Source organism: Mesorhizobium sp. (assembly GCF_017306585.1).
Taxonomy (GTDB): domain Bacteria; phylum Pseudomonadota; class Alphaproteobacteria; order Rhizobiales; family Rhizobiaceae; genus Mesorhizobium.
Genome location: NZ_JAFKIC010000106.1, coordinates 47,920 through 61,875, shown reverse-complemented (window position 1 = coordinate 61,875; position 13,956 = coordinate 47,920). Strand labels below are relative to the sequence as shown.

At 62.2% G+C, this 13,956-nt stretch carries 18 protein-coding genes; 6 read left to right on the top strand and 12 right to left on the bottom strand.

Translation table 11 applies throughout. The features are described from left to right. Positions 1 to 12: 12 nt before the first annotated feature. From J0I79_RS03950 to J0I79_RS03905, 10 genes are read right to left on the bottom strand one after another with little or no spacing between them, the layout of a single operon-like run. Positions 13 to 384 (bottom strand): hypothetical protein, encoded by a 372-nt coding sequence (locus J0I79_RS03950; RefSeq protein ID WP_137934779.1) that lies wholly within the window; start codon positions 382 to 384, stop codon positions 13 to 15. 16 nt (positions 385 to 400) lie between these two features. Then, positions 401 to 634, bottom strand: a complete 234-nt coding sequence (locus J0I79_RS03945) for a hypothetical protein (RefSeq protein ID WP_137934778.1) — start codon at positions 632 to 634, stop codon at positions 401 to 403. Positions 635 to 688: 54 nt separating this feature from the next. Then, a complete protein-coding gene (locus J0I79_RS03940) occupies positions 689 to 1,708 on the bottom strand; it encodes a type IV secretion system protein (RefSeq protein WP_137934777.1) in 1,020 nt (339 codons plus the stop codon). 4 nt (positions 1,709 to 1,712) lie between these two features. Then, positions 1,713 to 1,886, bottom strand: coding sequence for a hypothetical protein (locus tag J0I79_RS03935; RefSeq protein WP_163602861.1), 174 nt, complete (start codon positions 1,884 to 1,886; stop codon positions 1,713 to 1,715). A 6-nt stretch (positions 1,887 to 1,892) separates the two neighbouring features. Beyond that, positions 1,893 to 2,609 carry a type IV secretion system protein gene (locus tag J0I79_RS03930; RefSeq protein ID WP_137934776.1) on the bottom strand — a complete coding sequence of 239 codons (717 nt, stop codon included), beginning with the start codon at positions 2,607 to 2,609 and terminating at the stop codon, positions 1,893 to 1,895. A gap of 11 nt (positions 2,610 to 2,620) precedes the next feature. Then, positions 2,621 to 3,784 carry a transglycosylase SLT domain-containing protein gene (locus J0I79_RS03925; RefSeq protein ID WP_171026492.1) on the bottom strand — a complete coding sequence of 388 codons (1,164 nt, stop codon included), beginning with the start codon at positions 3,782 to 3,784 and terminating at the stop codon, positions 2,621 to 2,623. Beyond that, positions 3,777 to 6,188 (bottom strand): VirB4 family type IV secretion/conjugal transfer ATPase, encoded by a 2,412-nt coding sequence (locus J0I79_RS03920; protein WP_137934774.1) that lies wholly within the window; start codon positions 6,186 to 6,188, stop codon positions 3,777 to 3,779. Before J0I79_RS03920 ends, J0I79_RS03925 begins: the two co-directional genes overlap by 8 nt. After that, positions 6,185 to 6,475 carry a VirB3 family type IV secretion system protein gene (locus J0I79_RS03915; RefSeq protein ID WP_137934773.1) on the bottom strand — a complete coding sequence of 97 codons (291 nt, stop codon included), beginning with the start codon at positions 6,473 to 6,475 and terminating at the stop codon, positions 6,185 to 6,187. The genes J0I79_RS03920 and J0I79_RS03915 overlap by 4 nt, the downstream gene beginning before the upstream one ends. 1 nt (position 6,476) lies before the next feature. Then, positions 6,477 to 6,800, bottom strand: a complete 324-nt coding sequence (locus J0I79_RS03910) for a TrbC/VirB2 family protein (RefSeq protein WP_137934772.1) — start codon at positions 6,798 to 6,800, stop codon at positions 6,477 to 6,479. Positions 6,801 to 6,843: 43 nt separating this feature from the next. Next, positions 6,844 to 7,404, bottom strand: a complete 561-nt coding sequence (locus tag J0I79_RS03905) for a lytic transglycosylase domain-containing protein (RefSeq protein WP_137934771.1) — start codon at positions 7,402 to 7,404, stop codon at positions 6,844 to 6,846. Positions 7,405 to 7,493: 89 nt separating this feature from the next. Between J0I79_RS03905 and J0I79_RS03900 the strand changes: the two genes are divergently transcribed. Continuing rightward, positions 7,494 to 8,111 (top strand): hypothetical protein, encoded by a 618-nt coding sequence (locus tag J0I79_RS03900; RefSeq protein ID WP_137934770.1) that lies wholly within the window; start codon positions 7,494 to 7,496, stop codon positions 8,109 to 8,111. Beyond that, positions 8,101 to 8,607, top strand: a complete 507-nt coding sequence (locus tag J0I79_RS03895; RefSeq protein WP_137934769.1) for a thermonuclease family protein — start codon at positions 8,101 to 8,103, stop codon at positions 8,605 to 8,607. Before J0I79_RS03900 ends, J0I79_RS03895 begins: the two co-directional genes overlap by 11 nt. On the opposite strand, the gene J0I79_RS03890 is transcribed toward J0I79_RS03895, so the two are convergent. Then, positions 8,557 to 8,814 (bottom strand): helix-turn-helix domain-containing protein, encoded by a 258-nt coding sequence (locus J0I79_RS03890; RefSeq protein ID WP_137934768.1) that lies wholly within the window; start codon positions 8,812 to 8,814, stop codon positions 8,557 to 8,559. The genes J0I79_RS03895 and J0I79_RS03890 overlap by 51 nt on opposite strands. A 452-nt stretch (positions 8,815 to 9,266) precedes the next feature. Here J0I79_RS03890 and J0I79_RS03885 point away from each other — a divergent pair, with 452 nt between their 5' ends. Beyond that, complete coding sequence (locus J0I79_RS03885) at positions 9,267 to 10,043, top strand: hypothetical protein (protein WP_137934767.1); 777 nt, start codon at positions 9,267 to 9,269, stop codon at positions 10,041 to 10,043. 55 nt (positions 10,044 to 10,098) lie between these two features. Here the strand turns inward: J0I79_RS03885 and J0I79_RS03880 are convergent, their stop codons facing one another. Further along, a complete protein-coding gene (locus J0I79_RS03880) occupies positions 10,099 to 10,992 on the bottom strand; it encodes a LysR family transcriptional regulator (RefSeq protein WP_137934766.1) in 894 nt (297 codons plus the stop codon). A 133-nt stretch (positions 10,993 to 11,125) separates the two neighbouring features. Between J0I79_RS03880 and J0I79_RS03875 the strand changes: the two genes are divergently transcribed. The 3 genes from J0I79_RS03875 to J0I79_RS03865 are packed head-to-tail and all read left to right on the top strand — an operon-like array spanning position 11,126 to position 13,929. Beyond that, positions 11,126 to 12,313: an MFS transporter gene (locus J0I79_RS03875; RefSeq protein WP_137934765.1), complete on the top strand. Its 1,188-nt coding sequence runs from the start codon at positions 11,126 to 11,128 to the stop codon at positions 12,311 to 12,313. A 1-nt stretch (position 12,314) separates the two neighbouring features. Beyond that, positions 12,315 to 12,776 (top strand): cyclophilin-like fold protein, encoded by a 462-nt coding sequence (locus J0I79_RS03870; RefSeq protein ID WP_232375840.1) that lies wholly within the window; start codon positions 12,315 to 12,317, stop codon positions 12,774 to 12,776. Positions 12,777 to 12,822: 46 nt separating this feature from the next. After that, a complete protein-coding gene (locus J0I79_RS03865) occupies positions 12,823 to 13,929 on the top strand; it encodes an alpha/beta hydrolase (RefSeq protein WP_137934764.1) in 1,107 nt (368 codons plus the stop codon). The last annotated feature ends 27 nt before the right edge of the window (positions 13,930 to 13,956 follow it).

The following is a 13,956-nucleotide window of genomic DNA, read 5'->3' as shown; positions in this document are numbered from 1 at the left end:
CGGCTCTAGGTCCTAGCTGCACAAGCGCATCAGCGTTTTCTTGGACGCCGTATTGGAGAAGAAGAAGGAGCGATCGTCCTTCACCTCGATCGTGACGGTATCGCGGTCGCCATCCGCTTCGTCGGCGCCGGCCTCGATCCACAAGACATCGAGCGTATAGGTGCTGCCGTCCTGTTTGACGGACAGCACCTTGCCGGCGGTCTTGTTGGCGCCGATCGCCTTGTCCTCGACATAGATAAACGCGGCGGCCGCGGCTTCGCAGCCGCCTTCAGCGGGTGCATAGGCCCCGGTCAGCACTGGCAGGATCGAGCTTGGCGATTGTGCCTGCGCCGCGCCGGGGAGCAGCAGGCCGAGCGCGAGCATCGTCGATACGATTTTCTTCATTCTCAAGCCTCCTTGTTCAGAAACCGAACAATGCGCCGAGGCTTTGAGCATAGCCGGCGAGCGTGTTGTAGAGATCGATGCAATATTCCGCGAACGGCTTGAAGAAGATAACCGCAAGGATGAACAGCAGATAGCCGAAGCCGCCGCCCTTTTTGGATTCAGCGCGAGCGTGTTCCGCAGCTTCTTCGTTGATCTGAGCCTGCTGATGTAAGGCCGCCTGGTAGCGACGGGGATCATTCCAAGGGTGCATTCAAGCCTCCTTCATATAAACTATATTTAACGAGCAGCGACCTGTCTGGCTAGCCTAAAATTGCCCGTTCCTTTCGGTTTCCCGCTGTATCGCACGCGCCCGTGCTGCCTGAACGTCGGCGGATGTTCGGCGACGCCCGAGGCCAGTTCGGAGAATCTGCGCTCGGTTGGTGAATTGGTATCCGGTGCGCCGCAACGATTCCCTTCCCCCCTGGAAGGGGACATCGCCTTGGCCTGGCGCTGTGCCCCCGGTAATCGCGGCAGCAAAGGCCGGAATAAACCGGAACACCACAATCCCGAGCAGGCAGACGATTACGAAGGGCGCGACATAGGAGAGCTTGCTTTCCGTCGCCGTGTTGTTGGCCGTGTTGATGGCGAGCTCAATCAGCTGGTAGAGGAAGGCGAGGAACGCCATCATCAGGGTCTGCGTCACCATCAGGTTGACCATCAGCAGCAGCCAGCCGTCGGTGAAGCGGAAGGTCCAGCGATAGAGCGCCAGGATGATGAACACCGGCGCCAGTGCAAGAGTGATGAACAGCATCAGCTTGGCGGCGAGGATCGCGGCCGCTGCGACGGCGATGAAGATCATGGCGACGACAAAGACGATCGCACCGATCAGCGCGCCGACATATTCGAAGGTGCCGGTCGCCACCTGCTCATAGATCTTGCCTGCGGTCTCGAACACGGCGTCGAGGATTCTGACGACGCCGGTCGTGTCGCCTGTGCCGCCATCGAGTGTACCACCGGAACCCGCGATCGACTCGATGATGGTATCGGAAATCAGGTTGGGCACGGACTGGACCAGCTGGTAGAGCGTGGCGGAGAACGCCCCCCAGTTGGTCGCCATATAATAGATGGCGAAGGCGCGCCCGAGCCGCCAGGCCGCCTCGGGTACGGAGAAGCCATCGCGGCCGGCAAGGATCATGTATCCCCACCAGATGACATAGAGGGTGAGCATCGACCCGAACAGGACATTCACCTGGAGCGCGAGGCCGTCATAGGCGTTCTTGATGAACGTCTCGCCGATGCCGTCGAGCTTGGCAAAAATGTCCGAGATGATCGTGGTCGCTGCCATCGGCCTATTCCTTCAGCACGGGCGCGAACACGTCATTGACCGGCATTGCCCGGCCGCACAGGTCATCGGCTTCCGCATATCCGGAGATCGGCGGGCAGGGGGCCTTCTTCTCCCCCTTCGTCTGACAACCGGCGAGCAGGACGAGACCTGCCAGCATCGTGACAACGAGGAAACGCATGCGGCCTCACTTGAAGGGGTTGATGTCTTTGTATTGCAGCATCTTGGCGGTCTCCGATTGCTGGGTCAGCCGCATCTGCATCTCGGTGTTGAGCGCCGAGACCGCTCCATTCGAGACGCCGATCAGCTCGTTGATCGTGCGCGCCGTCTCCAGCTGCATGCGGGTGTTGGCGTCGACCGAGCCCTTGACGTCTTCGGCCGAGCCGATCTGACCGGTGGCCGACTGCAGCGATTGCTCGCGCTGCGTCACGCCTTTCGTCGCCTGCTGGGTCAACGCCGAGAGCAGCGCCACCGTGTTGACCGCGCCCGAGAAAGCATTGTTCATCGCGCCGGCATCCTCGCCTTCGACGATGGCCTTGACCTGTTTCACCAGCTGTAGGCCGTTGATCAGCGTGGCGGCGATATTCTGGGCGTCGGAGCCAAGACCGCCGAAGGACAGTGTGCCGCCGTTCATGATTGACGAGAAGGACGGCGCGGCCGAGACCGACATGTTGCCGCCGAGACCGGTCGAGGAAATGCCCATCGATCCGTCGCGGCTGCCGGAGAGCGCGCCGAGGATTTCCTTGGTCTTTTCCAGGATGTTGGTGTTGGTCTTCATGATCTCACCGGTGTTTTCGGCGTTCTTCTTGGCGATGGCGAGATTGGTGTTGTCGATCACCGGAATGTCCGCGAGCGCCGGCGTCGCGAAGGTGAGGGCGGCGGTGACGACGAGAAGCTTGTTCATGGAGAACCCCCTTAATCGGCCGCGTTGGCGGCGTTCTGGATGGATGAGAGATTGTCACTGACCGAGCGATCCGAGCCTCCCGACGAGAGGATTTCGCTGTCGGCGTCGGCGGCCGCGACCACCGCGCAGCGCGGCCAATCCTCGCGCGGCACCTTCATCGCCTCAAGGATGACCGGATCGCAGCTATAGGGATTGACCTTGCTGTCGGACTTCAGCGTCTTGGCGGTCTCGGATGTTTTCGAAAGCCGCATCTGCATGCGCGCCTGCAGGAGCTCGTTGAAGAGGTTGCGCGCGGTGATGAGGTTGTTCAGAAGCTCGGCATTGACGGCACGAGCCTGCGTGTTGTCGTCCCAGGCATCCTGATAGATCTCGGAGGCGCCGACCGACGCCGACAGCGCATCGATGCGCCGGCCCGCCTCCTGGACGCGCGCGGAACTTGCGTCGATGCCGGAAACGGCCCGGTCGATCGCGTCGGCCGCAGCGCTGCTCGAGCTGCGCGTCGCGCCCGAGCCATAGTCGACATAGGATTTATATGAAGGCGAGGCGATGTCCTCGATGTTCGAGCCGCCGGCATAGGCGTTGAACCAGGTATGGTTCCGGCCAACTTTGCCGGCCCAGTTCTTCTGCTCGGCCGCGGTCGATCCGTTGTACCAGGAGGCGAGGCAGGCATAGTTGGTGCTGCCGCATTTGTTGACGCCCATGCCGAGGTATTTGACGCCGCCCTCGATATTCTCCTCGTTGATGTCGCGGTCGAAGCCCATGCCCTTGCCGGTCCGCTTCGTCAGCTGCATGACGCCCTTGACGCCGGTGGGCGAGCCAGAGCACGTCGAAATCCCGGACTCGGCATGGGCGACCGACAATGCGAGGCCGACGGGGACATTGTGCTTTTCCGCATAGTGCTTGATCAGTTCGACGTTCTTTGCGTCCTCTTTCACGGCTTGCGCCGGCGAGCGGTAAAGCCGCCGTTTCTTCTCCTTCTGGGAGATGTTGCAGTTGGTGATCTCCTGCCCCTCGAGCTGCTCGGCTTGCGTTTCCGTGTCCTTCTTCGAGTGCTCCTCGTCCTCGGCACGCTTGTCCTCCACATCGTCGTCGTAGACCGGAATATCAGCCCGGACCGAGGGCGCCAGGGCTCCGGCGATTGTGGCGGACAGCAAAAGAATGATCGCTCTACGCATCGGTCGCCTCCGGAATGGTCCAGCCGCAGAAATGGGGAAGCCACGCCGCCGGCGCCTCGCCATACGTCTCGCGCAACGCCTGGCATTCGCGCACGGTCTCCGGCCGTCCGGAAAGCACCTTGACCAGATCGGGCATCGCCGAGAGGTCGAGCCGGGCGATGATCGAATCCTGCGCGTGTTTGATGAGAAAGGTGCGGCTGGCCTTGTCCGCTTGCTTCACGAAGCGGAATTCCTTTTCCGAGAGGCCGAACGCCTTGCGGTAGCTTTCCTCGTCGGCGGACGCGTTCGGGAAGAAGATGTTGGTCATCGTCTGCTCGATGATCGTGTTGCGCAGATCGGAGCGCACGACGTCGGCCGCCGATTGCGTGCCGAAGCCGACGATGCCGTTCATTTTGCGGATAGTTTTGAGCCAGTCCTTGATGAAACCGGAAAAAACCTCGTCATCGAGCAGCCGCCAACCCTCATCGAGAAAGATCATCGAAGGACGGCCGTCTAGGATTTCGCCAATGCGATGAAACATATAAAGGAGGGCGGCCGAGCGCGTTCGCTTGTCGGAGAGGATCTCCGTCATGTCGAAGCCGATAACCGAGCCGTCGAAGTCGAGCTTGTCCGTGGGGTTATTGAACAGCCAGCCCTTGTCGCCCGTGGTCCATTCCTTCAGCCGGTCGGCCAGGTCGCCGATCCCCGACCGCATCCGCCCGCGCATCGCCTCGGCAAGCATGTCGAGCCGGCGCTGTGGCCGCTCGAAATCGGTATAGATGCTGTCGACCGCATCGGAGATCACAGCCATTTCCTCGGCATTCAGAACCCGGTCCGAGGGCGTGACGAGGTACGAGACCAGCGTCTTGCCGAAGCTCCGGTTGGCCGGCGTGTCCTCAAGCTGCAGCGGTGCGAAGCCGGTCGGTTCACCGGGCGACAGCCGCTCGTAGCGTCCGCCCATCGCGCGCACGAAAATCTCGCCACCCCTGTCCTTGTCGATGAAGACGCAGCGCGGGCGCGGCTGGATGCGCATGCCTTGGGCAAGCAGGAAGGAGAGGGCGACGGTCTTGCCCGAGCCGGTCGGACCGATGACGGTGAAGTTGCCGACATCCGCCTCATGGAAATTGAAGAAATAGGCCGTCTGGCTGGTGGTCTCCAGCAGCGAGACGGGCATTCCCCAATGGACCTTATGCGTCTGCCCGGACGGGAAATTGTGCGCCGAGAACAGGCCGGCGAAATTCACCGACGAGATCAGGCCCTGCCGGGCGATATAGGCGAAATTCGTCGGCAGTTGCGCCCACCAGGCCGCTTCCTGATTGAGGTCTTCGCGTACGGCGACGACGCCCATGCGCGCCAATTCGGCGGTGACGTCGGCCACCGCCCGGTTCAGCCGCGGCAGGTCGCGCTCGAGCACCGCGACGGTCATATGGTGCTTGCCGAACACGACTTCGCCTGACGCCAGTCGGTCGCGGGCCGTCTCGATATCGTCTTCGACGGCCGTGCCGCCGTCGTCGGAGTTGGAAATCTGCCGGCTGATCGTGGCGATCGCCTCCGTGACCGTGGTGCGGTCTTCCGGCGCGAAGGAATGGGTGAGAATGAACTCGTAGGGAAGACGCAGCAGGCCGTCGAGCTGGCCGGGTGTCGTCATCGGCGGATATTCCTTGATCGACACCATGGCGGCGACCTTCGACGTCGCGCCATCGGCCGACCAAATCTCCGTCGCCTTGCGGCCGAACATGATCCGCCCAGTTCCGATATAGTCGGCAAGCGACATGCGGGGCAGGGGCATGCTGCGCTCATCGCCGGCGGCGAGGATCTTCGCGAAGAATTCGGCCGGTTCGGAAAAGAGGCCGCCATCGCGCGTCACGCAGGAGAGGATCTCCGGGCGGTAGGTGCGGAAATCGCCGACGATGCCAGAGACCATGTCCTTGAGGTCGCGCAGCGCCTCGCCCCTGGCTTCGACCTCGTTGTCGGCCATGCGGAAGATGTCGAACATGCGATCGACCTTGCCGGCGCGCCCGGTCATGGGGCGCCGGATCACCGTCAGATAAAGCTCGTTGACGAACATCGTCCGGTGCTGGAGGCCGTCCATGTAGCGGGCGTTCAGCTCGTCCGCGAAGGGATTGTCGAAATCGCCATCGATGGCAGGTGCGATCTTGCGCCGGATAATGGTGGCATAGAGCGCGAAACGCGACGAGCCGAGCGAACGGACCGTCATGTTGCGATTGGCAAGACGCGCATTGATCTCCGCCTGGTCCATGGTCTGGTAGGGCAGGCCTGACAGCCGGATCACCTGCAGCAGCAACCCGGACTTGGTGACGATCGTCTCCTCGTCGACATGGCGAAGGTAGGGAACATGCGTGCCGATCCCCAGATCGCGGGCACGCTCCCGCCCGAACTTCAGATCGTGATTGACGATGTTCATGGGGCATAGCTCCCCGCTTTCCAGAAGCGCCGGTTACGGATCGCCCGGCGCATCGACAGAAAGACCTGCGCCACGCGGACGATGTGGATGTCGCGCTGGCAGAGGTAGAGCCCGATGAAATGAACCGGCAGGACGACCAGTGGCGCGAGAAAGCTCGACGATGCGATGAAGATGACGATCCCGAAGATGCCGTTCACCACGAACACGATGATGTCGACCCCGAAATATGTCGGCGGCCGGGTCAGCGGCTGGATGAGCGGTTCGACATCGGGTGCATCATCACGCATGTCAGACACCCCCTGCCGCCTTCATGGCGTCGACCAGTTCGGCGGCGCCGAAGATGATGGCGATGCCGATGACGATGGAGATCGCGCCCTGCCAGGCCATGCGGCCGGTTAGGAACAGGAAGCCGAGGAAGCAGACGGCTATGATGGCGAGCGAGCGGGCGACACTGCCCTGGAGGACACCGACGAACCATTCGAGGATGCCTTCGACGGGCGCTGCCGACTGCGCATAGGCGAGTTCGGGGACCAGCGCGATCGTGGTCGCGAGCAGCGCCAGCGACAGGACGGCCTTGCCGCGCCGGCGCGGCGTAATCGGGGAAATGCTCATGCGAAGTCCTTCATGTCTTGGGAGGATGATCGGGGGGCCGGCGCTATTCGGCGGTCCAGACGTGCTGGTCGCGCCAGGGCGAGGGCGCCAGCGCAACGGTCTCTTTTCGGGGGAGGCGGTTTCCGGCGCGCTTTTCCTGCGCCACTGACGCCTTGGCGTTCAGCGTCCAGCGGTTCATCACCTTGACGATGTACTGGGCGGTCTCGTTGAATTCGGGAATGCCGCCTTGTCTGTAGACGCGCTCAGGGCCGGCGTTGTAGGCGGCGAGCATCAGCAGCGGATCGTCGAATTCCCCGTAGAGCTTTTTGAGGTAGCGGACACCGGCGCGGATGTTTTCTTCGGGGTCGCAACGGTCCGTGACGCCATAGTCGGAGGCGGTCTCCGGCATCAGCTGCATGATGCCGACGGCACCCGCCTCGGAGACCTGGTGCTGGCCGCCCGCGCTCTCGACGTCAACCACAGCGAGCGCCAGATCGGGATCCAGGTCTTCTTCGGTGGCGATGGTCCGCACCATCTCCAGAACGCGGTTCGTATCGACCGGATCGCAGGCTTGCGCCGCGATCGGCGAGGTCGAGACGAGGAGGAAAAGCAGGGTGGTTTTCAATTCGAATGTCCGGGTTGCCGCGTTTGCGAATAAACTATAGTTAATTCGCGAAGGATTCCTCTGTCAATTCAGAAATGGCTTTTTCTGCAATGCACAAACAACTCAAGGTTCTCGAGATGGCCGCTTGGCTCCTCGTCGGAGGCGCTGGATTCGCCGTTGCGGAGGGTGAAGATCCCTATGGTGAGCCGTCGCCAAACTACCTTCGTCAGTTCCGGGATGAGGGGGCGAAGACGTTCGTACTGGAGCGCTTCGACGCCGAAGGAAGACTTGCGGCGCGGTCTGTGGAAAAGCTCGATGGGGAGGTCGAAATCGGCGGCCCGGTCGAGCGGATGATCGCCGGCCGGCGGTTTACCCTGCGCGGCCTGAACGCCTGCCCGACGGAGAAGGTCGTCTATAACCGGGTGCAGTCCTGGAGCTGCACCGACGCGGCGCGCGACTACGCCGGGGCGGTCTATCACAGGCGCGCCAGCGTCATCCTCTGCAAGACCCTGGTGCTGACGCCGGCCGCTGGCGAGACCACTCCGGCCTCATGTTTCGTCCTCGTCGGCGGCAAGGGCGAACCGTTCAAGACCGTCAACGATGACGACAGCATGGTCTTCCTCGGCCTTGCCGCAATCGGGCGGACAGCTGAGGGCCGATCCCGTCGGCCGGACCTCGAAGCATCGCAATCGCTTTCTCGATCGATGGGGTTCCAGAATGCGGATTGAGCTTTCCATTGCCGTGGCCTTAGTGCTGGCGACGACGGCGCGTGCGCAAGAGGAGACGATCTCGTTTCCTGCGGCCGTGAGTTTTGAAACGGGCGATAGCTGGCAGTACGAAGGCCGGAAATTCAGGCTGTTCGCCGTGCAAGCGTGCATTCGAGGCACGATCTATCGTGCCCCTGACGGCGCGGAAAGCGATTGCGGCATGCAGTCGATTGCGTCTCTTGCGGCACTGTTTTCGACGGGTATGGTCGGGTGCCAGCCGGTCGGCCGGGCGAAGGACGATGCGACCTTCGTCGTCTGTGCCGCCCAGCTCGACAACACCACCGTCGATGTCGGGACCGCGCTGATCTCTTCCGGCGCAGCCTTCGCCGCAGTGTTTCCGTCCGGTGCCCCGGTGTCCGCGGCCTATGCAGTCGCCGAATCATCCGCCAGGGATAAGGCCAGCGGCTTATGGTCGGGGACGTTCGCCCATCCCGTTTCCGTGCTTCTGAACAAGTGACCAGATCGCGGTGAAATCGACATGCAGGCACTCGGCGATCGCGCCGATCTCCTTGACCGTCAGGCGATGCCAGGCGCCGGCCTGAAGGTATTCCAGCCGCTCTTCCGAAATACCCGTCATCTCCGAAAATTCATGGAGCTTCGTCCCGCGCTGTCGAAGCTCCTCCGCGAGGAATTGCACAAGGTCGGCAGCACTCTCAATGGCCATTTGCGGTCATCCTTTCCTTGTCCCGTCGCACGGCGTCCGAGGGGCGGGAACCGCTGGCTCTGATCGCGAAGTATGGCGGAGGATCGTCGATAAGCTGATGGCGGAGCGGGCGGATACGGTACCGCCAGCCTCCAGTTTTGTCGCGCAACCTCTACACGAGCAAAAAGCGGCGTTTTCGCGGCGGCTCGGCTTTTTGGTTGGTCTACAAGTAAAATATAATTACTGTCGTGACTCGCTTCATAAGCAATCGAGCGGTGGAGGTGCCATGCCGTAGACAAAATAAAACCCGCCTCGGAGAGACGGGTCGAGTGACACACGAAGATGTGCGCAAAAGTCTTATAGCCACTGATTTTTTCGCACATTGACGCCGCCGCTGCAAGCTAATTCTTGCCACGGATACGTGTGTCCTGCGCGCCGGTCCCTCCGTTGTCATCATTGAATATGGAGAGATCATGCCTGCCACGATCCGAACGGCCTATGGGCCGAGCCTATTGGCGCGCCTGCTTGCAGCCGGTACGCAGCAACAAGTCGATGAATGCGCGAAAGCTGCCTGGATACTAAACGGCGAAGGACTGATCGCCGACGAGGAGATGGAATATCTTGCTCCTGTGATCGAGCACCGGCGGCTGTCGATCAGCGCAATGATGCGAACGGTTCGGGCGAAGGGATGCACCCGTCATTGCCGTCCGGCGATTCCTTTGCAGAAGCGCGCTGCTTGCTGGCTTCGCCGGCGGGGGCTCGCCAAGGACTGCATCATTCCAACGTGCCTGGCTCAGGCCTTCACCGTCAGCAAGCTGGCGGTGCTCTCCGTCATCGCGCGGGCGGTCATGGAGCGAGGCCAATCGACGATGTCATTGCCCGAAATCGCTGCGCGTGCGGGTGTCGGATGCACGACAGCGCGTTATGCGATTCGCGATGCTGCAAAGATGGGTCTCATCAGCGTGTCTGAAAACCGCATCAATGGATTTTGGAACCGCCCCAACACGATAAGGATCGTCTGCGGCCGCTGGCTACGATGGCTGAAGGTGTGCGCGGCATCCCGCGCACAAAAATCTGCGCGACCGGCGGGTCGGGGCGATCTCAGCACCCCCCTCAGAAATCTGATCCCCACGATTGAAATAGTAAGATTCTCCCTGCGAGGTGCGATAAGGCAAGGGACGAGTAGACCCGTATTGCCGCCCTGCTGGCGAGTTTGCCTTGGATCGAGTGAGGAAGGGTGGCCCTTGTAGCAACGATCCGGCTGGCGGCTCGACCTATATCGCAGGCATATCCGTAGTCGTTCGGCTAATTGCGATGCCGCAACGCGTCGACAATGACCTTGAACGCCGGAAGGTTCTGGCGGCGGCTGGGATAGTAGAGGAAATAGCCGTCGAAAAACGGCGACCAGTCGTCCAGCACCTGCACCAGCGCCCCTGAAGCGATATGCGGCTCGACAATATTCTCCGGCACATAGGCGATGCCGTAGCCACTCACCGCAGCGTCGATCATGGCATAGGAGTTGTTGAAGGTGAGCTGGCCGCTGACGCGTACGCGCAGTTCCTGTCCGTCTTTCTCGAATTCCCATGCGTAAAGGCCGCCGGCAGTCTCGTGGCGCATGTTGATGCAGGCATGCCCGACCAGGTCCTGCGGATGGTCCGGCAAGCCATGTTCGTCGAGATAGCCGGGCGAAGCGACCGCGACCAGCCGCCAGTCCGGCCCGATGCGCATCGCGATCATATCCTTCTCGACGCTTTCGCCGAGCCGCACGCCCGCGTCGAAACCGTCCTCGACGATATTGCGGAAGGTGCTGTCGAGGATCAGTTCGACGTTGATATCGGGATAGGCCTTGAGCACCGGCTTCAGCTTCGGCCAGACGACGCTTTCGAGCGCGTGGTCGGAGAGCGTCAGCCGGATCGTGCCCGTCGGCGTGTCGCGGAACGTCGATAGTGCAGCAATCTCATCCTCGATCTCCGCCATGCGCGGCGTGATCGTCTGCAGAAGCCGCTCGCCCGCCGGCGTCGTGGCGACGTTGCGCGTCGTGCGCGTCAGAAGGCGAATGCCCATGTTCGTCTCAAGCTGCCGGATGGCGTAGCTGAGGGTGGACTGCGCCACGCCGATCCTCGCCGCCGCCTTGGTGAAGCTCTTCTCCTCGGCGACGATCCGGAACCAGGTGAGTTGGTTGAAGTCCGTCTTCTCCATGTTCCCTCGCGATGTTCGATGAGCGGAGATTAATCGATGACATCGATTGATCCAATCAAATTGCGACGGCTAATCGCCTCAGTGTCGACGAGCTATATCCGCATCGAACCCGATGGACAGGAGAATGCGGACAATGGTTTCCGCCGTGGAAAATGCCGGCAGCAAGCCTGCCGCCTGGGGCGCCGTCCTTTCGATGGCGCTTTGCGTGGCGATGCTGATCGCCTCGGAATTCATGCCAGTCAGCCTGTTGACGCCGATGGCCGAGGGGCTGAACGCGACCGAGGGGCAGACGGGGCAGGCGATCTCGATCAGCGGGCTGTTCGCCGTTGCGGCCAGCATGCTCGTCACCACCGCTGCCGGACGGCTGAACCGGAAATGGGTGCTGATCGCGATGACGGCCTTCATGCTGCTTTCGCTGGCCCTGGTCGCCGCCGCGCCGAACTTCCTCGTGCTGATGGCCGGTCGCGCGTTGCTTGGCATCTGCATCGGCGGTTTCTGGGCACTGGCGACCGCCGTCATCATGCGGCTGGTTCCGGCCGAAGACGTGCCCCGCGCGCTCGCCCTGATGTATGGCGGGCAGGCGATTGCCGCCGCCTTTGCGACTCCCGTCGGCAGCTATCTCGGAGGCCTGTTCGGCTGGCGTGAGGTGTTCTGGGCGCTAACGCCGATCGTCGCCGTCAACCTCGTCTGGCATGCGGTCGCGCTGCCGTCGCTGCCCGCGCACCGGAAGCAGGATTTCCGGGCGATGCTCGGCCTGCTGAGGCGTCCGTACTTCATGCGGGGTCTGATCGCCTGCATGCTGTCCTGGGGTTCGGCCTTCACCATGTTCACCTATCTGCGGCCGTTTCTGGAGCAGGTGACAGGCGTGGATGTGACGACGCTGTCGGTCCTGCTGCTGCTTCTCGGCTGCGCGGGGTTCATCGGCACATGGGCTGCTGGCCGTTTCCTCAAAGGTAACGTCGCTCCCTTCCTGAAGCTGCCGGCGCTCGTCATGGGCGGAGCCACCGTCGGGCTGCTTCTTTTCGGTTTCTCGGTCGCCGCCATTGGCTTCTTCATGATGATCTGGGGTGCGATGAACACCATGTTCTCGGTGATCTGGATGACGTGGATGTCGCAGAACGCCGACGATGCGCCCGAGGCCGCAGGCAGCCTGATGGTCGCGGCGATCCAGGCCTCGATCCTGCTCGGCGCGCTCGTCGGCGGGCTGCTGCTGGACGGCATTTCCATCGAGGCGACATTCATCGGCAGCGTCGTGCTGGCGGTGCTCGCAATCGCCCTGATCGGCGATGGCCAGCGCCTGCTGAAGCCGGAGGCAATCTGACATGGGCTCGTCCGTACCGATCTCCCGGCGTCGATTGCTGGCAACAGGCGTCGCCGGCCTTGCCCTGCCGATCTTTCTGCCCTCGACCACCCAAGCCCAGGAAGGAGCGATCATGCGCCTCAAACTGACCTTCGCTGACCAGGATTTCTCGGCAACGCTGGAAGACAATGCCGCGGCGCGCGAGCTGTTCGCGATGCTGCCGCAGGATCTCACGATCGACGACTATTCGACCAACGAGAAGATCGCCTACCTGCCGCGCAAGCTGAGCGATGACGGTAGCGCACGCTTCGAGAACGAGGCGGTGGGCGACCTCTGCTACTACGCGCCCTGGGGCAATCTCGCGATGTTCCATGGCCCCTACCGCTGGTCGCGCGGGCTGGTTCGGATCGGCCGGCTGGATCAGGGCGCAAAACCTCTGCTGGTGCGCGGCGAATTTCCGCTCCGCATCGAAGCGCTGACCTGACGCGCGGCGCGCGCCCCCTTTCTCACAACTGCAAGGAGAACCTGCCATGAACCGGAACACCGACTCTGGAATCGAACTCCATCATCTGGACGCGCCCAATGCCGGCCGCCGCAACCTGCTCAAGCTGACCGGCGCGGGTGTTGCTGCCTTCGGTGCAGCGTCATTTCTCAAAACTCCCAACGCAAAGGCTCAGAACATGTCACAGGAATGGGACAAAGTTTTCCCCAAAAGCGAAAAGGTCGACCATCAGAAAGTCACCTTCAGGAACCGCTACGGCATCACCCTTGCGGGCGATCTCTACCTGCCGAAGGACCGGGCGAATGACCGCCTGCCCGCCATCGTCGTCAGCGGTCCGTTCGGCGCCGTCAAGGAACAGTCGTCGGGTCTCTATGCGCAGACCATGGCGGAGCGCGGCTTCGTCACGCTGGCGTTCGATCCGTCCTATACCGGCGAAAGCGGCGGCGAGCCGCGCAACGTCGCCTCGCCCGACATCAACACAGAGGATTTCATGGCAGGGGTGGATTATCTCGGCCTGCACGCCTCCGTCGACCGCGAACGCATCGGCGTCATCGGCATCTGCGGCTGGGGCGGCATGGCGTTGAATGCCGTCGCCGCCGACAAGCGTGTCAAGGCCGTCGTCGCCAGCACCATGTACGACATGACCCGCGTCATGTCGAAGGGCTACAACGACAGCGTAACCCCCGAACAGCGCACGCAGGCGCTGGAGCAGATGAGCCGGCAGCGCTGGGACGATGCCGAGAAGGGCACTCCGGCCTACCAGCCGCCGTACAATGAGCTGAAGGGCGGCGAGGCGCAGTTCCTGGTCGATTACCACGACTATTACATGACGCCGCGCGGCTACCATAAGCGTGCGGTCAACTCAGGCAACGCCTGGACGATCACGACGCCGATGGCGTTCATGAACATGCCGATCCTCAGCTACATCAAGGAAATCTCGCCGCGACCGCTGCTGCTGATCCATGGTGAAAAGGCGCATTCGCGCTACTTCAGCGAAACCGCCTATGCAAATGCCGCTGAGCCGAAAGAACTGATGATCATCCCCGGTGCCAGCCACGTCGATCTCTACGACAAGGTGGACGTAATCCCGTTCGACAAGATCGCCAGCTTCTTCGAACAGCATCTCGCTGCCTGACGCGCTGGCGGCACCCGTGTGAAAGGA